Genomic DNA, 19,779 nt, shown 5'->3' on the forward strand with positions numbered 1-19,779 from the left:
ATGACTAAGATTAATTGGCATTACGAGCAAATGACAAGTGGCGTTCACATTGCACTTCGTTCAGAAAAAGATTTGGTCGACGTAGAAACCGAGTTCCAGGATGTCAGCATCTTCGAAACCCGTCACCTGGGTAAAGTAATGCGCATAGACGATGGTATTCAGGTCACCACCAAGGGTGAGCACATTTATCATGAAATGATGGCGCATGTCCCAATCCTGTTTCACGGCAAAATTAAAAACGTGCTGATTGTGGGTGGCGGAGACGGCGGCAGTGCCCGTGAAGTCCTAAAGCATAAGAGCGTCGAAAACGTCGTGATGGTAGACATTGATGAACAAATCATTCAATTAAGCCGCGAGTTTTTACCCGAGATCAACAACGGCGCATTTGATGACCCCAGGTTTGTATTGCGCATAGGAGATGGCGCGGAAATCATCTCTCAGTACAGTGATTGCTTTGATCTCATCATCCTGGATGCGGCAGATCCGGATGGCGGCGCATCAGAAACCCTGTTTACCCAATCTTTCTTTGGCAATTGCTTAACTGCACTGAAGCAAAACGGGATTTTGGTTGCACAAGGTGGTACACCGTACTTTGAACCTTACATGATGCAATCTATGGTGTCGCGTTTAACCCAGGCGTTTAACAACCCTGCGGGCATTTATATGGGTGGCTGTTACGACTACTTTGGCGGCTCTCATGCGTTTATCTGGGCAACACGCAGTGGCACCATAGACACACTGTCGCTTGATGAGCTGGAATCACGCTTTACCCAGGCCGACGTTCACACTAAATACTACTCACCTGAAGCCCACTTTGGTGCCTTCTTCCTGTCAAAAGACATGCGGGAGTACGTCAATCAGGCTGTGAAATGTGAAAACGTGGATGAGCTGTCAATGCCAGAAGCCGGTGACTGGGATGACTATACCCCGGCAACCTCCAATCAGAGTGACGATGACGAATAAGCCTTTCTCCTGCATGACATAAAGGTAAATTACCATCACACTCAGAGCCACTGTCACGACACCTTGTCATCGTGCCAGTGGCTTGTTTGTGCCAGGTTCCGGCAACACAGCCAGAGCAAAACCCGATCCGCCCAGGTGCCACACAACACAATGAAATCACTATTTAAGCTATTTGAGAAATTAGGCCACAAAGACACCTTTGACAGCCAATTAACACCAGCAGAGCACAACCTGCCGTTTATTCGCCAGTGCGCCAAAGAGTTCTCTGGCTGGATAGCCATTGCCTTTATTATTTCTTTGCTGGGTGGCCTGTTGCAGATTGTGACGTTCGACTTTTTAGGCGACTTAGTCGACTGGCTGGATAGCACAAGCGGCAGCGTACAACTTAATGACAAAGGCCACACGCTGGCTCTCGTTGCTATTGCCATCGCCGTGGTGATCCCCACCATCACCCTGATTAAAAATCTGGTGTTTCATCAGTTGCTCGGACCAAACCTGCAAAAAAACACCATCATAAAATTGTATCGCACCCTGATTGCCTCTCCTGCCAGTTACCACGAAGAAGATGATCCTGGCTCAACCGCCATTGTCATTGTGGACACCTCCGAAGCTATCATCGATGTGGTATTGCAATTTTGTGGCTTTGCCGGATTTTTACTGGCGTTTCTGGGGGCATTGCTGTTTTACGTCGGTAACATTAACGGCTGGCTGGCACTGCCTTTCCTAGTCTGGACCGGTCTGTTTTTGGCTATGTTACTGGGGCAATGGATCCCCAAAGCCAAAACCACCAACCGACTCGAAGCAGAAAGTTGCGCGCAGATCACCGGGAAGTTCACCGAGCGCTTTGCGCGTATCCGCACCGTTAAAATGCTCTCTAACGCCGACTATGAACAACAGTTCGCCGAAAAATGGGCCACCCGACACCGCAGAGTGGTGGCGAAGGAATTCCGCGTATTCTCTAACTTTGCCTCTGTGGTTGGCCTACTCAATGGTCTCTTAGTAGTCGGTACGGGCGCATTATGTTTGCAACTGTGGATGCAGGGCAGTATCTCAATTGGTGAGTTTTCTATGGTACTTGCCCTGGTTTACCGGGTGATATCGCTGTCGGAATGGTGTCAGGACGAATTTGACGCCTTCTTTGTCTCCTGGGGCCAGGTTACCGTGGGCAGAGAGGTCGTCAACGAATTTCTGGAAGATGTAGAACCCATCGAAGACGAAGGCAATTTTAATGTCGCGAACGGAAAAATCACTTTTAAACAGGTTGAGTTTGGCTATGAAAACAAAGCGCCGCTGTTTACCGATCTGTCTTTAAAAATCAAAGCAGGTGAAAAAGTCGGGATCATCGGCCCTTCCGGTGCAGGAAAATCGTCGCTACTTAATATGCTTGCCGGCATTGACGAAATTGAAGCGGGTGCGATTTATATTGATGGTAAAAACATCGAAGACTACCCAACAGACAAAGTATGCGGTGAGATTAGCTTTTTGAACCAGGATATCGGCCTGTTTAACCAAAGCATTTATGAGAATGTGGCGTTTGGTTTGAATAACGTCAGCCGGGAGGCTGTGAAACAAGCCCTGGCACAGGCCAATGCCCTGACGTTTGTAGAAAGCTACACTGACGCCCGGGGTCGCACAGGCTTATCGGCCTTTATTGGTGAAAATGGCGGGCAACTGTCGGGTGGCCAGCGACAGCGCCTGGCACTGGCCAGAGCGATCCTCAGAGACAAAAAAATCCTCTTACTGGACGAAGCAACCAGCGCCCTGGACCCGGTGCTCAAAGCTGAGTTTATCGCGTCTCTCAAAACACTGATGAAGGGCAAAACCGTGATTTCGGTTGCGCACTCTTATGACGTGCTCGCTATGATGGATCGCATTATTGAAATTAAAGACGGTAAAGTCACACAAGATGGCAGGCCAGAAGAGGTACTTGAGCCTGTGATCTGATAAGACTGAAACAACTTTTATACACGGCCTGCGCCCTGATGCACTGCACGGGGCGTTAGGCACAGAACGCCCCCGCCTCCCCCTCCATTGATCTATTGACTCACCTTCCCTGGTTAAAAACTTGTAAACTTTATGTTTATATTGATATAGTGATATTGCGGCTAACGCGTTAAATAAATCCTGTTCGTCGCACACTGTAAGGTAAGTGCCGCTGATGCAGGACTTGCCTGAATTCAGACATTTAATGGTACTGAACATATCCAATACACATATTTACCAAGCGCTGAGGCTCTGTGTCAGAAGTAAACACATATTAGCAGCTGCCACTTGAATACCTGGGCAACAACCACTGAATGCGGGCCTGCATTCAGCGCGAGTTTCTCAGTACCAAATCGGATTTTGAGCTTACCGTTTTGCGTCAGCAAGATAAGGAGAATGTATGATTAAAGAGTCATCTCGCAGAGACTTTATTAAGAAAGTAGGGGTAGGGAGCCTGGTTGTTGGGTTTAACTTGCAAAGTCAAAGCTGGGCAAATGAAACAGATTTACTCACGCTACCCCCAGAGGTGTTTGCCGATAACTTTCCGGTATTCGAAGGCGAACTGATCACAGATGAAACCAGCCTCAGCGAAGCCGCCGACGATTTTGGCCACATTCATCGCTATGTGTCCCGCGCGATTTTAAAACCCGCCACCTATCAGGACATCATCGAGATGGTCCAGTTTGCCAACCAGCACGATTTAACAGTGGCGGTAAAAGGGCAAGGCTATTCTACCAATGGGGAAACGCAAACCCAGGGTGGCGTTGTCATTGACATGGTGACATTATCGGATGTATCCGACGTTAACAATCAACAAATTACTGCCCAGGCTGGCGCACGCTGGATTGATTTACTCAGCAAAACCGTACCGCTCAATTTGGGGTTACCGATTGTCACAGACTTTGTTGATTTGAGTGTTGGCGGAACCCTGGCGGTGGGCGGCCTGGGTGCACAGTCTTTCAAACATGGCTGCATGGCCGATAATATCTGCCACCTCAAAGTCATTACCGGTGACGGGCGTTTACTCACCTGCTCGCCATACCAAAACAGCATGCTATTCCATTCAATGAAAGGCGGACTGGGTCAGCTCGGTATCATTGTAGAGGCTGGCTTTGAACTGGAGCCAGCCCCCAGTCAGGTCAGAGCCTACCAACTGGTTTATGATGACTTAGCGCACTACTTAAATGACAATCAGCGCCTGCTGGACGAAGGAATTTTTGATGGCGTTCAGGGTGGCGCAGAGCCCGATCCAGCCGGTGGCTGGCGCTACGTTATGCAGCTGGCTAAGTACTTTGAGCCGGATACCCCTCCCGTGGATGCCGAGCTACTCGATGGCCTGAATTTTGTGTATGGAGAAGAAGTCATTCAGGATCTGCCTTATTTTACGTTTCTGAACCGTTTGGCACCTGTGGTGGAGCAGCTAAAAGCGGCCGGACTTTGGACATTGCCCCACCCCTGGTGCCCGCTGCTGATACCTGCATCAAAAGCTCAGGCATTTATCGAGGATACCCTGGCCAATACACCACCCAATGATGTCGCAGGCCCGGTATTGATGTCGATGCAGCAAAGAGATGCGTTTGGCAGCTTATTTTTCAGCGTGCCTGAAGAAGACAAGTTTGTTTACTTTTCCTTGATGCGCACCGCCATCCCACCCACACCTGAGCGGGTTGAACAACTCACCCAGGCCAACAGAAGCATTTATGAAGGCGCACGGGCGTTAGGCGGCTTCCAGTATCCGGTGGGTGCCATCCCCATGAGCTCAAGAGACTGGAAAAAGCATTACCACAGAAAGTGGTTTTTACTGAAAATACTGAAAAACTGGTTCGACCCGAATAACCTGTTGGGCCCGATGAGAGGAATTTTCAAGCGGTAGGTTATGTTAGAAATAGCTGGGCGTTGTCTGACGTCCATTTGTGAGGGGCTGGTTCACATTGAGTCCGCCTCTCTCTCACATAGCGCTTATTTTGAATGGGTGTGTTTGCATCTCTAACCTGATCACTATTTACCAAATATCGTATCTTTAACTTTTCTCATTTTAACATCGACGATAAATTGAGCTCCTCCGCCACGCATGCCTTTTCCCCTGGGGGAAAGATAAATAGCGTACTCATTTCTCATTTGCTTGCATTCCACATCTTTATATAATTTTGACGTAGGTGCTGTAAGCTTCTCAAAGTTAATTTTTTCCAGCTCGTTTAAAGCGACCTGCACGGCAATCGCGCATTCAAGTGACAGTTTATGAGCAACTCCCTCTGCTTCTTCAGATTTTGAAGAAGCAGAAAACCCAACAAAAAGCCACAAAGACAATAACAAACCTTTCATTTCCCCCTAATCATCCCATTATAAATTTGGGACTTTAAAATATTTCTTTTACTAGGTTCACCATTCGACATATTTATAGCTCTATTTCCTGAAGGAGTCTCCAAATATTTTGGGGATCATGTAACTGAAAACAAATGCACTCTCTGCCCAGGTGGCAACAATTTTGGATAAGAATCTTGATCACTAGCTTGAACCGCGTCTTACAGAGTACCGACTTTGAAAGGCTGTCGCTTCCAAAAACGTCAATTACTTGAAACTAAAGATAAACAATCTGCCCCGGTCTCAGACCAAAACCCGGTGATTTTCCACAAAATTGAATCTGGATACTTGGGAGAGGTAAAGGTACCAGACAACACAACTTCCCGCTCGTCACACTCTTTATAAAACTGCGAGGATGGCTCACCTGGCAATGTTACGTTTATAAATTTTGCAGTAAAATTATTGGCATCGCGCATACTTTGATACAAAGCGCCCTGCCGATAGTAGCCATGGACTTTCACGCTTTTATTTTCAAAACTTACGGGCTTATTCAGAATACTCACGACATCCAATTCACAAGACATGATTGGCAAAGAAGTTATCGTGAATACTATGCCGAACATTTTAGTCATGGTTAACTTCACTCAATATGTAAACGACAGTGGTGCACTATAATTAGAACAGAGCCACCCTTTCTTGCGCCAATTTTAGCCTGGATATTTTGATAGCTCCTTTACACAAAATTCTGCACTCTACTTCTCTTTGACAACTATTTCATCTTGCCTATCTGGTCAGATGTGTTACCTATATGGCATGACGTCTTGCGAATAAAATACACTCATGAAGATCCATACCCTCGAAGGCTATATTCAGAATATCTACCTGGTGGAGTATCCGAACAGGCTGCTCTTGCTAGATGGCTGCAGCCGGGCAGATGTACCGTTGATCTGTCGGTTTATTACCGATGAATTGCGCCGCCCTTTACATCAGCTCAAATTGGTTGTGGTCACGCATATGCATCCAGACCATGCCGGCGGGGCTCATGCATTAAGAAAACTGAGCGGTGCACAGATTGCCACGGCGAATTGCCCGGGTCAGTGGTATCAGGGGATAGATGGCGTGCTGATGCATTTGTCGGACATCGCATTGGCCTTATGGGTTGCCGGACGTAAACGCAAGGCACGAAAAAACCTCTGGTATGCCCGCACCCTTAAGCCTGATGTCTATCTGCCCGACGGCGTCACATTACCCGGGTTTGACGACTGGCAGGTGCTGCATACCCCGGGACATACCGACCGGGATATCAGCCTGTACCATGCACAGCGCAGCACCGTGTACATTGCCGATGTGATGGTGCAGGTACGCGGCAAGCTGATCCCCCCCTATCCGGTGTTTTACCCGCGACTGTATCGCGCTACCCTGTTGAAACTTCAACAGCTTGAGCCAGACACTGTGATGCTGGCACACCACAGTGAAATTGCCTTTGCCGACATAGACTTTGGGCAACTGTTACAGCGTGCGCCCACACAACCGGTGACTCACTGGCGCTCAGTCAAAACCAAAACCAGAAAGGCGCTGGGGCTGAGTCACACTTCACCCTGATACGGCACTTTTGAATACCCGGATAAAGGTGTCGATGTCTTCCACGGTGGTGTAAATATGGGGAGATACGCGGATCCCCAGCTTACGTGCATCGACCGCAATACCGGCTTCCCCTAACGTCGCCAGCACCTGTTCCTGCTTATCCTCCACATTGAGGATCGCCGTGCCTGAACAGCGCTTTGCATCCGTCGGGGCGATGTACCAGGGTGCCAGCTCGGCCTGCAAGCGCTTCAGTAATGCCAGATTGTGTGCCCGTACTTGCTCAACACCGAACTCAGCAAAATACTGGATGCTGTGGGCAGCAAAAATATAAGCAGCGACAGACGGCGTGCCTCCCCAGAACCTCAGTGCAGTGTGGTGAGGCGTAAAGTGGTGAATATCAAATTCCATAGGATTTTGATGAGAGAACCAGCCGACATCTTTAGGCTGACACACCTCAATAATATCGGGATTAACCCAGATAAACCCGGCACCTGGACCGCCGCACAGCCATTTGACACAGGAACCCAGCACACAATCCGCTGCACTGTCTGACAGGTCGATAGGGATCACCCCTGCCGCCTGTGCCACATCGACGATCACCCGGCAATCCTGTGCTTTTGCCAGCTGGGTGATGGCTTCAACCGGTGCCTGCTGCCCCGTATTGGAGTAAACCTGACTGACAAATACCCAGTCGATATCATCATCCAGGTGCTGCTGCCAGACGCTTAAATCTGACATATCCAGTGCCGCAGGGATAAAGCGGATCTCGACATCCGGCACTGCTTGCTGCAACACAAACCCCATGCTGGGAAAGTCACTTTCACTCATCAGCACCCGCACGGTTTGCTTGCCTGTTTCCGGCAAACTCATTACCCATTTAGTCAAGCCGCTGGAGAGGTTACTTTGCGGACAAAAATACTCCGCCTGGCTATTGAATAACCTCGCCAGGGCAGCGGTAAATTGCTGTATGCCGTCGATCCACTGATACCAGGGCTCATGATTGTCACCTGCCCAGGGGTCAAAATAGCGCGTCATAAAATCCTGTCTGGCCGTCGTGAGCGGCCGGCCTACCGAGTGACTGAGTAAATAATGGCCCTGCGGTAATGAGAAATCGGCCTGTTTCATTGTGTGTCCTTTACTATGCTGCGACGCAGCGTATTTAAGTCATCAAAGCGGGTAAAGGCATCTTCACGTTTTGCCGCCGCCCGTTTGTCTCGCAATAATGCCAGCTGGTTCAGCAGCACAGGTAAAGGCGGCCCACTGGCTGTCACTTTGTCCAGGTGCTGAGTGTTCATATCGCCTGAAGGTTGTGCAATGTATTTTTCTACCAGCTGATTGTGGTGCTGAATAGCGGTGTCGCCATGCAGCTTACACACTTGTACAAATGCACTCACCGCTTCCTGATACCAGCCGCTGGTATGATGCTGCGGCGCTGCTGCCACAAACGCATCCATCAGATTAGGCAGGCGCATGCACTCGCGCAACGTGGCCTGATCTTCGGGCATCATATACAGGAACTTATCCACCAGCATCTGAGCGTAATTTACATCATTGGCCTGGCACAAGCCCAGCAGCATATCGATCACATTGATCCCGGCGAAGTCCCCGGCATTGGCCCCCCGATATACCTCCTTACCCACCCGATAAGGCTTGTAATAGGGTCGCACAACGTAAAAGAAGGCATCGGTATCCAGCTGTTCAAACAAACATTGATTGGAGCGGATCACATCTAACAGGCCTTCTTTGACCTGGTTCAGCAGCACTGGCGTCATTGGGTGCGAAATCCCCAGAGGCTGGATCTTTAACAAACACTCCGCGGCACGTTTATAGGCCAAAATAGCACGGGTATTGTAATCAATGAATAACTGCTCAGCCGGATGACTGGTAAAGCGTTTATATACCCCATCAACCGCGCGATTATGTGTGGTCAGGTGTGCCGTTGCAAAACGAGGCGTCACGCCAATCGACGCACCAATGTGCATGGCCAGTGCAGAGGCTTCTTTGAGTGGTGAATACTGCTCCCGGCTGGGCTCGGTCAATTCATGACGACGACATGCCGCCATGTACAGGCCGACATTGCCAAGCAGATCAAACGCATTGTCGAAGCCTTCATCGGTATTGCCCTCTGCCAGCAAGGCCTGGATGTGTTGCTGACCTTCGTTTAATAGTTGTTGTTTTACCTGGTCTTCTACACCCACAACATTCGCCTTATCCTGCTGCTGCCAGTATGCAGCCTCCAGCGTGTCGTTGAGCGTAACAAAATCACTGCGGATCCAGTGATCAAATGCCTGTGTCAGCGTAGTCATGACGAACTCCTTAACTTTGAGCTCTCAGGCTATCAAAACTCTTGCGCTAAAATTTGCTAAAATTCATGTAAACGCTAGACTGGGTTAGTAATAATTATAAATAAACCATCATCAGTTAGCAGAATCCACTACTATGGCACACCTTGACAATAAAGACCGTATCCTCCTCAGCGCGTTACAGCACAACGCCCGGCTCAGCAACGCACAACTTGCTGAACAAGCCAGCTTATCAGATACCCCTTGCTTAAGGCGTGTCAAAAAGTTACAACAAGATGGTGTTATTTTAGGTTATCACGCCACTTTGGCACCGCAGTCACTAGGCTATACTGTACTGGTCTATGCCTTTATTCGCCTGAGCGAGAACTCTGCACAAGCGGCCACCCAGTTTGAATCTGATGTGGAACAACTGCAGCAGGTACTCAGCTGCTCCGTGGTATCCGGTGCACATGATTATTTACTCGAGATCATTGCCGAAGATTTGCCCAGCTATGAGCACTTTGTCAAACACCGCCTTGGCGCCATCGGCTGTATTGCAGGGATTGAGTCGACCATAGTATTGAAACAAACGTTTACCAAACGCCCCCTGCCAGTTTAACGAAAGGACAGGATCAACATGCAGTTCCAATTCCGCACAGCTTACCACCAATGGGCTACTTACTTGCTCATGACAGTGAGCTACTTTGCGCTGGGAAAAATACTCACCGCTTTTGCGTTTCAAGACCAGGTGCTGCCCATTTGGCTGCCTGCCGGCGTCGGGCTGGTAGGTGTGCTGATCTGGGGTTGGCGCTTTCTACCCGGCTTGTTTGCCGCCTCGGCGCTGTTTAACTGGACCACAGCCCACGGCTATGTATTTTCCGAGGCGACCTTATCGCAACAGCTGCAAGTCTCAATTATTGCACTGGGTGCCTGCCTGCAGGGGCTGGCAGGCGGCTCTATTCTGCGGCTTTGGTTGGGCGACCCGCTACGCATGCGAACGCGCAAGCATATTGCCTACTACATCTTTTTGGTCGGCATATTCTGTAATCTGATCTCGGCCAACATTGGCGTCTTCTCACTTAGTCTGTTTAACCCTGAGTATCAGTTTAGCCACCACTGGCAAAACGTGGTGGCCTGGTGGCTGGGCGACAGTCTGGGTATACTGATTTTTACCCCGCTACTGCTGCTGATGCTGGATGCATGGGCGTTTCAACAACACAGTTATCACCGCAGTCGTAATGTGTTTGCCACCAGCTTTGTGCTGTTTTTATCTGTGGTGCTGACCACTTACTTATACAATCAAGGCAATATTCAGGCTGCCAAACGAGAAGCGCAAAGAGAGCTCAGGTTGATAGAAAACCTGCTGTTACAACAGGTCAACCTCAGCATGCTGGCCGTGCAGGGCGTCGCAGCTAAGTTGCAATCGCTGAGTGAGGTGAATGGCGAAGAGTTTCACCAAATCGCAGAACAGCAACGTGTACGCTATCCATTTTTACGGGCGATATCCTGGAATGTCAGGCTGGACCAAACGCAAGGAAATGCCCTTCAGGAAAAGTTTGATACGCTATACGATGGCCGAGTGAAACTCAAAGGGCTGCCCCTGACCCCCAATGACCCTCTGGTGGTGGTGACCTATATTTCACCGCAAACAGAAAACTTCAGCGCGCTGGGCTTTAATGTGTATTCGCGTGAAAACCGTAAGCAGGCACTAGAAAACCCGATCATCACAGTACAACCCCAGGCCACAGACATCATTGAGTTAATTCAAAGTAATACGCCGGTGCCAGCTTATTTGTTGTTCTCCCCGGTTTACCGGCGCGGCGCTACCGACCCTCAGGCAGACATTCTTGGCTATGCCACTGCGGTGGTGCAAACCGATACTCTGCTCGGTTCAGCACTGAAACAGTCGCAGGCCAGCAGCTATAATATTGCGGTCTATGATGGCAATGAGGCCGAGCCTTTCTATAGCAATCATGCCCTCTCGGCCGCTGAGGTGGCAGTAGACAACTTGTTTGAAACCCGTATTCAGTTTGGTGGCCAAATCTGGCGGATCAAGCTTGAACTCAGGGCTGATTTTGTCGCCAGCCTCAACCACCGACAAACTGTGTTGCTGTTATTATTGCAGCTCAGTATCACGGCATTGATCATCTTTATCGTGCTGCTCAACAACTATCAGCACTATGAACTCAATCACCTGGTTGAGCAACGCACTCAATCATTGCGCCAGGCCGTTGACGATGCCGAGCGAGCCAACCAGGCCAAGAGCCGCTTTTTAGCTAACATGAGCCACGAACTGCGTACGCCACTGAATGCCGTGGTGGGGTTTGCCTCTTTGATGAAGACGACCGACTCTTTTGACACGCTCCAGTCTTATGCCAGCCGGATTGATATGGCAGCAAAAACCTTGCTCAACCTGGTAAATGATATTCTTGATATTGCCAAAATCGAGTCGAACCACCTGGTCATTGAACAACACGACTTTAACTTACAGCATTTACTCGGCCGCATAGATAGCCTGTTTGCCACCAGCGCTGCGGACAAAGGACTACAGTGGCAGCTGAATACCAACATCAGTGGCGCCTGCTGGCTCAAAGCCGATGAACTACGGATGGAGCAGATCCTCTTAAACCTGTGCAGTAATGCCGTCAAGTTCACCGACAATGGTAAAGTAACCTTACACTGTGAGGTGCTACATGGTGATAGTGATTACCTGCTTACCTTTTCCATCATTGATACCGGCATTGGTATTGATTACCACAAACAGCAGCTTATTTTTGCCCCCTTTACACAGGCCGATACCTCAACGTCGAGGCGCTTTGGCGGCACCGGGCTGGGCCTGGCAATCAGCAAAGAGCTGGTAGAACTCATGGCTGGCCAACTCACGGTAAAGAGTACCCCGGGACAAGGCAGTACCTTTACCTTTGCGCTGCGTTGCCCCTTTGGCGATGCGCAGTTGGCGCATAATACTGCGCCCGATCCGACCTTACTCAAAGGTATGCAGGTCTTGGTAGCAGAGGATAACCCGGTTAATCAGCTTGTCATCAAAGCCATGCTACAGTCGATTGAGGTTGAATTTGTCTTAGTAAGTGATGGCCAGCAAGCCGTAGATGCGTGTCACGACCAAACCTTCGACCTGGTACTTATGGACTGTCAGATGCCACTCCTTGACGGCTATCAGGCAACCGCGCTGTTGCGTAAACGCTACACTCAGCAGCAGCTCCCTGTCATCGCCCTGACAGCAGATGTGATGCCCGAAGATAAAGCTTACGCGCTGGCAGTCGGATTTAACAGCCACCTTGCAAAACCGCTGGAGCGCGATAAGCTGGTGCAATGCTTAACACAATACCGAAAATCATGATGAAAAAAGGATTGTTAGTTTCTCTTCTGGTCGCACTGAACCATCTGGTGGTCATGCCGGTGCAGGCGCAAACGTGCCAGAGTTTGGTGAGCGATCTGGCTCGCTATCAGTCTGATGCGCAGCAGGGCAGCTATCGCTTTGCTAACAACGCCGGCGATGCGGTCCTAGACATTCCCGAGGCGCAGTCATACTCAGCGTATATCCGTGCAACGCAGGCGCTGATTTTTGCCCGTAATCCTAAAGCAAGGCTTCCCTGTGAGCTGGAGACCAAAGTCTCTGCGCTGCTGCCCAGTAAGCCAATCCAGGTTGCAGACTACGTAGCCCCGTTTGAGTTAACGCATCCCAACAACCAAAAAGCGATATTGCTGATCCACGGCTTGACCGACTCGCCCTTTACCTTTCATAGCCTGGCCGCAGATCTGTATGCACAAGGTTACGACGTAAGAACCATGCTCTTACCCGGTCACGGTACAGCGGCCAGCGACCTCAAAGAAACAGACTACCGTGACTGGCAACAGCATGTCCGCTACGCCATTTCACGCACAGCCAGTGATTACAGCGATTTTGCTGTGCTGGGCTATTCAACCGGTGCCGCGCTGGCAACCACAGAAATTGCCGCACGCCGGCCGGATAATTTAGCCGCCCTGGTACTGGTCGCGCCCGCAACACAGAGCCACAGCGAGAAAGCCTGGCTGGCAAAATGGCTGGACTGGCTCCCCTGGGTTGACTGGGTGGATAAAGCAGCCGATCTGGACCTGGCAAAGTATGAGTCATTTCCACTGCATGCGGTCACCCTGGTGGAGCAAGCTATGGCGGACATGCGCGAAGCCAGTTTGCCGGCTTCCTTGCCAACGCTGGTGATTGCCAGCGATGTCGATGCCACGATTAATAGTCAGGTCACTTATCAGCTTTTATCACGCTGGGCACAGGCACGCACAGCGCCGCTGGCACTGCGAGTCTACGCACCTGATACGCTCACCGCGCTACCCGAATCTATCGATGTCACTGAAGTCACAACACTGAACGGCGTGATTGATATGTCACACATTGGCTTTTTGAATCCGCCCGATCATCCTTACTATGGTAAAGCCGGTGTGTTTCGAAACTGCGATACTTACCTGGATGACATCACGGCTTTTGCCCATTGCAAAACCACAGATACGCCACATTTTGGTGAGCGTAGTCAGGCAAACCTCGCTGCGCACACACCGTTGATCAGGGTCTCTTTTAATCCGGATTATGATCCTATGACCACTCAGCTGGTCACGTTTTTAGGCAAGGCAATGCAGTAAACTATGTATCAACATCGCTTTATTACCAGCCTGTCCCCCCTCACTGCGACCGAACGAGCGGTACTGTCAGGCCAATCCCCATTTAGCAGTGTTCAGTGGCTCGAAGCGCTGGAATTGAGTGGCTGTGTGGGCGAAGACACCGGCTGGCTGCCCTACCATTTACTGGTATACCGTGACAGTAAACTGGAGACGCTCTTGCCTGGTTATATCAAGCTCCATTCTTATGGTGAATATGTTTTTGACTGGGCCTGGGCTGAAGCATACGAGCGTCATCAGCTTGCTTACTATCCTAAATGGATCTGTGCCATTCCCTTCACACCTGTGGTGGGTAGTCGCATGCTGTCCGATGAACCGCTCTCCAAGGCTTTATATGACTATGTCACAACGGCCTTGCACCAGGAAGCACAACATCAGCACTGGTCAGGGTGGCATATCAACTTTCCGGCACACCGGGCAGGCTGGCAAAAACAGCTGCTGATGGAGCGCCATGGAGTTCAGTTTCACTGGAAAAACCAGGACTACAGGCACTTTGACGACTTTCTTAACACGATGACCTCTCGCAAACGCAAAACCATCAAAAAAGAGCGAAAAGCCGTCACCAGTCAGGCGTTAACCATTCGCTGGTACCAGGGTGCCGAGATCACCGATGAGATACGACAAGCATTCTATCTGTGCTATGCCACCACCTATCTAAAACGCTCTGGACACCAGGGTTATCTGAACGAAGCGTTTTTCCGACAGATCTGTGACACCATGAGCGAGCAGGTAGCGATAGTATGTGCATACCAACAGGGAGAAATCGTGGCAGCAAGCCTGTATTTGTATGATCAACATACGTTGTACGGACGATACTGGGGCGCACTGCAGAGCCACACGCATTTGCACTTTGAGTTGTGCTATTACCAGGGCATCGAGTATGCCATTCGCCACGGATTAACGCGCTTTGACGCAGGTGCACAAGGCGAGCATAAACTGGCGCGCGGATTCGAGCCCGTCTTCACTTATTCTTATCATCATATTCGTCATCCTGATTTTGCTTCAGCAATCGGCGACTACCTGGCCCGTGAACGAGTCCATATGGCCGATTACCTGAGTCAGTGTGCCGAATTACTGCCGTTTAAAGATCAGTAAACGGTTGTTCGCTGGCATCGCATTGTCTTCTTGTAACGTCAGTGCGGCATTGCTGGCCAGCGAGCAGATCCATTCGATATCGCGGATCCCACTGTGCGGGTTACGACTACGTAAAAACGCATCAAACTCCTGATTGCTCGCTGAAGTAAACTGACCATGATAATTGAAAGGTCCATATATCATCAGTAGTCCACCCGGTGCCAAATGCCGTGTGACCCCCGTAAAAAAAGCTTCGACCAGGGCTTCAGACACAATATGTAAGGTATTCGCCGTATAAATCGCGGGCACCAGCGGGACTGGCCAGGGCGTTGATGACAAATCGAGGGTCAACGGCGCCGGCAAATTCGCTGCGCCACTGTCTTCACACCACATTTGGATCCCGGCGTGGTTCACCGCCAGATCGCTGCACTGCCAGACTAAATGAGGCAGCGCCCTGGCAAAAAAAGCAGCATGCTGACCAGTACCGGAGCCTATTTCCAGCACAGACGTCACCTCAGTGACGTAGGGTCGTATTTTTTCCAGTATCGGTCGTTTGTTATTTTCGCAGGCTTGTGAGAAAGGTTTGTCCATATTGCACCTCTGTGATCCAAATTTGCGCTCTATTGAGGCAACCCTGCCATTAAAATGCAAGTCATTTTAGATTGCATAACCTTAAACATATAAAAAATATACGCTTTTATCCTTGGTATAAAGCATGCATTGTCTATACTGAAATTTCCACTTAACGCTTGGAGCACATTATGACAACCTCAGATCTCTCTCAAACCCCGTTGCAAAGCCGTGGTCTGATCGACACGGATGCGGAACCCAATTTACTGGAAAGCCAGGACTACTGCCAGGAAGTTGCCAACATCCTGACCAGCCCGGAGCAAGAACGAGAAAAGACCTCTCAGCAATTTCTACTTGGTTACAACTAAGCAATTAAATGCCCGCACAACAATCTGGGCTTGCTTACATCGCCCTTTAGTGTAATGATAATTATTATCGTTACACTAAAGGATATTCCACTATGCTAACACCGCTTGCGCTTATTAATTTTAAGCCGCATCTCAACGCGCACTGCACACGCCCTCATCTTGATGCACCACAACAAGTTGCAGAGTTCATACGCACTGGCTGCGAGTTAGCAAAATGGTATGAGCGACAATCCTGTGCGTTGTTACAGGAGCTATACCTCAGACGAGTATTCTTTGAGCTACTTAACCACATTGCTGATCCTCTGGTTCATACCTGCATCAGACAACAATGTCTGGAGCAAATTTATAAACCCCTGCTGGCCCTAAAACGCTATTACAAAGCCAGGCGCAGAGGCTTACACAAGTTTTACCTGCTTGAGCGGGAAGCCAGGATCATCAGCCATGAATTTAATCCGTACAGCTAGGAGTTGTTATGAGCGAATTTCGTCAAGTTTCAGATAGCATGGGCGTGTTAGACGTACCACAAGATGCGCTTTATCAGGCGCAAACTCAGCGGGCCATCAATAATTTTCCCGTCAGTGGCCTGACACTGCCCGGTAGCTTTATTCGTGCCCTGGCGTATATCAAACAAGCAGCCGCAGAATCAAACCAAGAGCTGGGTCACCTGCCTTCGCACCAGGCTCAGGCCATTGTCTCTGCTTGCCAGCAGATCATTGACGGGGAGCACCAGTCTCAGTTTCCTGTCGACGTATTCCAGACCGGTTCAGGTACCAGCTCCAACATGAATGCCAATGAAGTCATCGCTTCTTTGGCTACTCAACTAAGCGGCGAAACGGTCCATCCCAATGACCATGTAAATATGGGGCAAAGCTCCAATGATGTGATCCCCACTGCGATTCATGTCAGCAGTGCCATACTCGCTGTATACGAACTACTACCAGCACTTAAACACCTGTCTCAGACCATTGAACGCAAAAGTAAAGAAGTCGGTCATTTGGTTAAAACAGGCCGCACTCACTTGATGGACGCCATGCCGGTTACCTTTGCACAAACACTCAGTGGCTGGCAGCATCAGATCGACTCTGCCTGTGAGGGCATTGTACAGGCATTGGAAAAGATCTATGAGCTTGGCCAGGGCGGCACCGCTGTTGGCACTGGCGTGAACGCAGATGCCCGTTTCGCGGCTACGTTTAACAGCTATTTAAGCAGTAATGTTGGGATCCGCTTCACCCCAAGTAAAAACTTTTTCTATAACATTGGCTCACAAGATGCCGTTGTGGCGCTGTCTGGTCAGTTAAAAACGCTGGCCGTCGCAAATATGAAAATCGCTAACGATCTACGCTGGATGAATTCGGGCCCTCTGGCTGGACTGAGCGAGATAGAGTTACAGGCATTGCAACCCGGTTCGTCTATTATGCCAGGTAAGGTCAACCCAGTGATCCCGGAAGCCGCAGCGATGGTCAGTGCTCAGGTCATTGGCAATGATGCGACCATCACTGTGGCGGGTCAGTCGGGTAACTTTGAACTTAACGTTATGCTGCCGGTCATTGCCTACAATATCCTGCAAAGTATCGAGTTACTGGCAAATATATCCCGTTTGCTTGCAGACAAAGCCATTGCTACTTTCAAGGTCAACGAATCCAGTCTGCAACAGACCCTAACCCGTAACCCAATCCTGGTCACGGCACTGAATCCGGTGATCGGGTATGAGAAGGCAGCATTTATTGCTAAACAGGCCTATCAGCAAGGTCGACCTATCATCGAAGTCGCCGCAGAGCATACTGATCTAAGCGAAACCCAACTGCGCGAATTATTAGACCCGCAGAAACTCACGCTCGGGGGCCTGTAAGCAAGTCACGCGCCTGTTATTCTGGCGCGTGACCTCTTGTATCTGAAGAAAAAGCGCGGCACACTGGATAAAAAATTAACAGGATCGAATATGAACGCGTTTAAACTCTCTCTTTGCAGTTTGTTATTCATTGCAGGCTGCAACGCCTCACACAGTGAACCCCAAAACAACGAGGAAACCGTTACCACGCCACAAGGCTCTGCGGAGCAGCGTGCAGTTGAACCTGCCAAGCTGCAAAAAAAGGCAGCGGTGCGCCATGATGTTGGGCACAGTAAACCTTCACCAGCAGACAAAGTCATGGAAAAAGAACCTGTCGCGCACATAGATAAAGACGCGATCAGCGAAGCTGGCCTGAAGAATCAACGCGCCTATCTGAAATTCATTACCAAAGACAAAGAATGTGATACCACCACTCAGTGCAAAGTCCTGCCTGTCGGCAGCCGTGCATGCGGTGGCCCATCTGATTATGTGATTTTTTCCACAAAAACAGCCGATCCCGACAAAGTGAAGGAACTGGCGGATAAGCTAACCCATGCCGAAGCCACCTACAATGCCAAAAACCGGATGATCAGTATTTGCGAGCACCTAAGTGCACCGGCCACTCAGTGCGTTAACAATAAATGTGTTAAACTCGAGCATTCAAATCAGGCAACCTACTAGGGATTTTCGATGAAGTATCAGTGTTTGACGCTGTTTTTACTGACAGGCTTACTCAGTGGCTGTAGCACCACACAGACCGCGCAGTCAGCAAGCAATGGTGATGACTTTGCGCTGGCAGAATTCGTTGCAGACAAAGGCTGTGATGCGAGCTTTCAGTGTAAAGTCATTGGAGTAGGAGAGCGACAAACCTGCGGTGGGCCAAGCCAGTACGTCGTCTATTCGGTTCGAAACGTCGATGAAACCCAAGTAGAACAAATGGCCGTTGCAATTACCCAAAAAGAGCGCGCCTTTAACCAACAAACGCCACCCAGCGAAGTGTGCAAGCAGGTACTTCCTATTCAGGCACTCTGTATTAACAGTCAATGTCAGGCCATTACACTGAAATAACCCTGCTTTACTGCCAGTAAGCTAAACGTCTGTCTGGCAGTAACCTTTCTTACTCTGCAACTATACCAACCACTGACTCAGTAAAGAGATAGGTATGATGAGTAATGCGCACAAGCACGCTCGCCATACGTAGCGGATCTCAATCTGCTTCTTTACCCAATAACAATAAATAAACTTCACCAGGTAAGTAGAAGCACAGCCAAATAGGGCAAAAATAACAAACAAGACAAGTAAGTATAGGGACACAATCAACTCATAAATTCAACAACCAGCATTCATCATAACGGGTCATTGCGTACAGAGCAATGCAAGCACCTTAATGAACGCCAAGCGTGGATCCGCCAACTAAAATAACTACCGAGCCGCCAATATGAGCCGCCATATCGGTGCAACTTAACTATTGAGAAACTTCGGTGCTGTGCACCAGAAAAGATCTCAAGATACTTGGTTATATGAGTGGATATGGACAAAGGTGATTTAATGCGGCGCTTGATAGTGACTGTCAGATCGATGTGCCATTTATACTCGCCGTGTGACCTGTGAGTAGCTCCCGCATCAAGTGCGGGATGACGGTAATGTGGGTTATGCTCATGCCAAATAAAAAGTACTCTGAGTCCAGACGCAAAAAAGCCCGACTCTTTCGAATCGGGCTTTGATGTACAAGGAGGTACGAATGTCGATGAGATTCATGGGTGAATTGCGACCGAAGCACCGCTTCGCAGCTATCGTGCAAAGTCGTGCTTTAGCGCGGCCTTTGCGCAAGGTGAAATGAGCAATTGTAGAGAACGCAGACCTATTCACAGCGCAAAAGGAGCCCTCCACAGGGAAGTGTCTCCAAAGGTTGCTAGATACCACCTTCATGGATGAGTAGACAACACCGTTCTGTCTACAACTTCATCGACGCTTTTTTAAATTCAAAACGCAAAAAAGCCCGACTCTTTCGAATCGGGCTTTCTTTTATTAGGAGCTTGGCAATGTCCTACTTTCACATGGGAAACCCCACACTATCATCGGCGCTATTTCGTTTCACTACTGAGTTCGGCATGGGGTCAGGTGGTTCCAAAATGCTATG

The 19,779-nt window shown here is 49.5% G+C and carries 18 protein-coding genes and 1 rRNA gene; 13 read left to right on the plus strand and 6 right to left on the minus strand.

Translation table 11 applies throughout. From position 1 onward, the window contains the following. The 3 genes from speE to QNM19_RS23610 all read left to right on the plus strand — a co-directional run bounded on the left by speE (position 1) and on the right by QNM19_RS23610 (position 4,819). A complete protein-coding gene (speE, locus tag QNM19_RS23600; protein ID WP_284027282.1) occupies positions 1–963 on the plus strand; it encodes a polyamine aminopropyltransferase in 963 nt (320 codons plus the stop codon). 150 nt (positions 964–1,113) lie between these two features. After that, entirely contained in the window at positions 1,114–2,907 is a 1,794-nt protein-coding gene (locus QNM19_RS23605; RefSeq protein ID WP_049864822.1) for an ABC transporter ATP-binding protein, read from the plus strand. Between the two features lie 439 nt (positions 2,908–3,346). Further along, the gene (locus QNM19_RS23610; RefSeq protein WP_049864821.1) at positions 3,347–4,819 is read left to right on the plus strand and encodes an FAD-binding protein; all 1,473 of its coding nucleotides are present in this window, start codon (positions 3,347–3,349) and stop codon (positions 4,817–4,819) included. 125 nt (positions 4,820–4,944) lie between these two features. Here QNM19_RS23610 and QNM19_RS23615 read toward each other — a convergent pair whose 3' ends face one another. After that, on the minus strand, positions 4,945–5,268 hold the full coding sequence (locus QNM19_RS23615; protein WP_049864820.1) for a hypothetical protein: 324 nt from the start codon (positions 5,266–5,268) through the stop codon (positions 4,945–4,947). Positions 5,269–5,510: 242 nt separating this feature from the next. Next, positions 5,511–5,879: a hypothetical protein gene (locus QNM19_RS23620; RefSeq protein ID WP_156202309.1), complete on the minus strand. Its 369-nt coding sequence runs from the start codon at positions 5,877–5,879 to the stop codon at positions 5,511–5,513. 208 nt (positions 5,880–6,087) lie between these two features. Between QNM19_RS23620 and QNM19_RS23625 the strand changes: the two genes are divergently transcribed. After that, complete coding sequence (locus QNM19_RS23625; protein WP_284027283.1) at positions 6,088–6,849, plus strand: MBL fold metallo-hydrolase; 762 nt, start codon at positions 6,088–6,090, stop codon at positions 6,847–6,849. On the opposite strand, the gene QNM19_RS23630 is transcribed toward QNM19_RS23625, so the two are convergent. Together QNM19_RS23630 and QNM19_RS23635 are read right to left on the minus strand one after the other, a co-directional pair. Further along, positions 6,841–7,956: an aminotransferase class V-fold PLP-dependent enzyme gene (locus QNM19_RS23630; protein ID WP_049864818.1), complete on the minus strand. Its 1,116-nt coding sequence runs from the start codon at positions 7,954–7,956 to the stop codon at positions 6,841–6,843. The two genes, QNM19_RS23625 and QNM19_RS23630, sit on opposite strands and share 9 nt — an antisense overlap. Continuing rightward, positions 7,953–9,137: a PrnB family protein gene (locus QNM19_RS23635; RefSeq protein ID WP_049864817.1), complete on the minus strand. Its 1,185-nt coding sequence runs from the start codon at positions 9,135–9,137 to the stop codon at positions 7,953–7,955. The genes QNM19_RS23630 and QNM19_RS23635 overlap by 4 nt, the downstream gene beginning before the upstream one ends. 133 nt (positions 9,138–9,270) lie before the next feature. On the opposite strand from QNM19_RS23635, the gene QNM19_RS23640 reads away from it, so the two are divergent. From QNM19_RS23640 to QNM19_RS23655, 4 genes are read left to right on the plus strand one after another with little or no spacing between them, the layout of a single operon-like run. Then, on the plus strand, positions 9,271–9,732 hold the full coding sequence (locus QNM19_RS23640; protein WP_049864816.1) for an Lrp/AsnC family transcriptional regulator: 462 nt from the start codon (positions 9,271–9,273) through the stop codon (positions 9,730–9,732). A gap of 18 nt (positions 9,733–9,750) precedes the next feature. Further along, the gene (locus QNM19_RS23645) at positions 9,751–12,471 is read left to right on the plus strand and encodes an ATP-binding protein (protein ID WP_049864815.1); all 2,721 of its coding nucleotides are present in this window, start codon (positions 9,751–9,753) and stop codon (positions 12,469–12,471) included. Continuing rightward, the gene (locus QNM19_RS23650) at positions 12,444–13,763 is read left to right on the plus strand and encodes an alpha/beta hydrolase (protein ID WP_082225455.1); all 1,320 of its coding nucleotides are present in this window, start codon (positions 12,444–12,446) and stop codon (positions 13,761–13,763) included. Before QNM19_RS23645 ends, QNM19_RS23650 begins: the two co-directional genes overlap by 28 nt. A gap of 3 nt (positions 13,764–13,766) precedes the next feature. Next, positions 13,767–14,894, plus strand: coding sequence for a GNAT family N-acetyltransferase (locus QNM19_RS23655; RefSeq protein WP_049864813.1), 1,128 nt, complete (start codon positions 13,767–13,769; stop codon positions 14,892–14,894). Here QNM19_RS23655 and QNM19_RS23660 read toward each other — a convergent pair. Next, complete coding sequence (locus QNM19_RS23660; protein ID WP_049864812.1) at positions 14,871–15,464, minus strand: DUF938 domain-containing protein; 594 nt, start codon at positions 15,462–15,464, stop codon at positions 14,871–14,873. The two genes, QNM19_RS23655 and QNM19_RS23660, sit on opposite strands and share 24 nt — an antisense overlap. 170 nt (positions 15,465–15,634) lie before the next feature. On the opposite strand from QNM19_RS23660, the gene QNM19_RS23665 reads away from it, so the two are divergent. The 5 genes from QNM19_RS23665 (at position 15,635) to QNM19_RS23685 (ending at position 18,707) form a co-directional block, all read left to right on the plus strand. Beyond that, positions 15,635–15,811, plus strand: a complete 177-nt coding sequence (locus QNM19_RS23665) for a hypothetical protein (protein WP_156202308.1) — start codon at positions 15,635–15,637, stop codon at positions 15,809–15,811. A 92-nt stretch (positions 15,812–15,903) separates the two neighbouring features. Further along, complete coding sequence (locus QNM19_RS23670) at positions 15,904–16,275, plus strand: hypothetical protein (protein ID WP_082225454.1); 372 nt, start codon at positions 15,904–15,906, stop codon at positions 16,273–16,275. A gap of 8 nt (positions 16,276–16,283) precedes the next feature. After that, positions 16,284–17,660, plus strand: a complete 1,377-nt coding sequence (locus tag QNM19_RS23675; protein ID WP_049864811.1) for a class II fumarate hydratase — start codon at positions 16,284–16,286, stop codon at positions 17,658–17,660. 90 nt (positions 17,661–17,750) lie between these two features. Beyond that, positions 17,751–18,320 (plus strand): hypothetical protein, encoded by a 570-nt coding sequence (locus QNM19_RS23680; RefSeq protein WP_049864810.1) that lies wholly within the window; start codon positions 17,751–17,753, stop codon positions 18,318–18,320. Positions 18,321–18,329: 9 nt separating this feature from the next. Then, positions 18,330–18,707, plus strand: a complete 378-nt coding sequence (locus QNM19_RS23685; RefSeq protein WP_049864809.1) for a hypothetical protein — start codon at positions 18,330–18,332, stop codon at positions 18,705–18,707. 966 nt (positions 18,708–19,673) lie between these two features. Here the strand turns inward: QNM19_RS23685 and rrf are convergent. After that, positions 19,674–19,779, minus strand: a 5S ribosomal RNA gene (gene rrf / locus QNM19_RS23690); the annotation flags it as partial.

Source organism: Pseudoalteromonas ardens (genome assembly GCF_030125445.1).
In the GTDB taxonomy this organism is placed as follows: Bacteria; Pseudomonadota; Gammaproteobacteria; order Enterobacterales; family Alteromonadaceae; genus Pseudoalteromonas; species Pseudoalteromonas ardens.

What these genes read in the sequence shown, in the direction of transcription:
- QNM19_RS23675 (WP_049864811.1), top strand. Translation starts at nt 16,284, where the DNA reads ATGAGCGAATTTCGTCAAGTTTCAGATAGCATGGGCGTGTTAGACGTA.
- QNM19_RS23680 (WP_049864810.1), top strand. Translation starts at nt 17,751, where the DNA reads ATGAACGCGTTTAAACTCTCTCTTTGCAGTTTGTTATTCATTGCAGGC.
- QNM19_RS23620 (WP_156202309.1), bottom strand. Translation starts at nt 5,879, where the DNA reads ATGACTAAAATGTTCGGCATAGTATTCACGATAACTTCTTTGCCAATC.
- QNM19_RS23650 (WP_082225455.1), top strand. Translation starts at nt 12,444, where the DNA reads ATGCTTAACACAATACCGAAAATCATGATGAAAAAAGGATTGTTAGTT.
- QNM19_RS23605 (WP_049864822.1), top strand. Translation starts at nt 1,114, where the DNA reads ATGAAATCACTATTTAAGCTATTTGAGAAATTAGGCCACAAAGACACC.
- QNM19_RS23640 (WP_049864816.1), top strand. Translation starts at nt 9,271, where the DNA reads ATGGCACACCTTGACAATAAAGACCGTATCCTCCTCAGCGCGTTACAG.
- QNM19_RS23630 (WP_049864818.1), bottom strand. Translation starts at nt 7,956, where the DNA reads ATGAAACAGGCCGATTTCTCATTACCGCAGGGCCATTATTTACTCAGT.
- QNM19_RS23655 (WP_049864813.1), top strand. Translation starts at nt 13,767, where the DNA reads ATGTATCAACATCGCTTTATTACCAGCCTGTCCCCCCTCACTGCGACC.
- QNM19_RS23645 (WP_049864815.1), top strand. Translation starts at nt 9,751, where the DNA reads ATGCAGTTCCAATTCCGCACAGCTTACCACCAATGGGCTACTTACTTG.
- QNM19_RS23610 (WP_049864821.1), top strand. Translation starts at nt 3,347, where the DNA reads ATGATTAAAGAGTCATCTCGCAGAGACTTTATTAAGAAAGTAGGGGTA.
- speE (WP_284027282.1), top strand. Translation starts at nt 1, where the DNA reads ATGACTAAGATTAATTGGCATTACGAGCAAATGACAAGTGGCGTTCAC.
- QNM19_RS23665 (WP_156202308.1), top strand. Translation starts at nt 15,635, where the DNA reads ATGACAACCTCAGATCTCTCTCAAACCCCGTTGCAAAGCCGTGGTCTG.
- QNM19_RS23635 (WP_049864817.1), bottom strand. Translation starts at nt 9,137, where the DNA reads ATGACTACGCTGACACAGGCATTTGATCACTGGATCCGCAGTGATTTT.
- QNM19_RS23625 (WP_284027283.1), top strand. Translation starts at nt 6,088, where the DNA reads ATGAAGATCCATACCCTCGAAGGCTATATTCAGAATATCTACCTGGTG.
- QNM19_RS23685 (WP_049864809.1), top strand. Translation starts at nt 18,330, where the DNA reads ATGAAGTATCAGTGTTTGACGCTGTTTTTACTGACAGGCTTACTCAGT.
- QNM19_RS23615 (WP_049864820.1), bottom strand. Translation starts at nt 5,268, where the DNA reads ATGAAAGGTTTGTTATTGTCTTTGTGGCTTTTTGTTGGGTTTTCTGCT.
- QNM19_RS23660 (WP_049864812.1), bottom strand. Translation starts at nt 15,464, where the DNA reads ATGGACAAACCTTTCTCACAAGCCTGCGAAAATAACAAACGACCGATA.
- QNM19_RS23670 (WP_082225454.1), top strand. Translation starts at nt 15,904, where the DNA reads ATGCTAACACCGCTTGCGCTTATTAATTTTAAGCCGCATCTCAACGCG.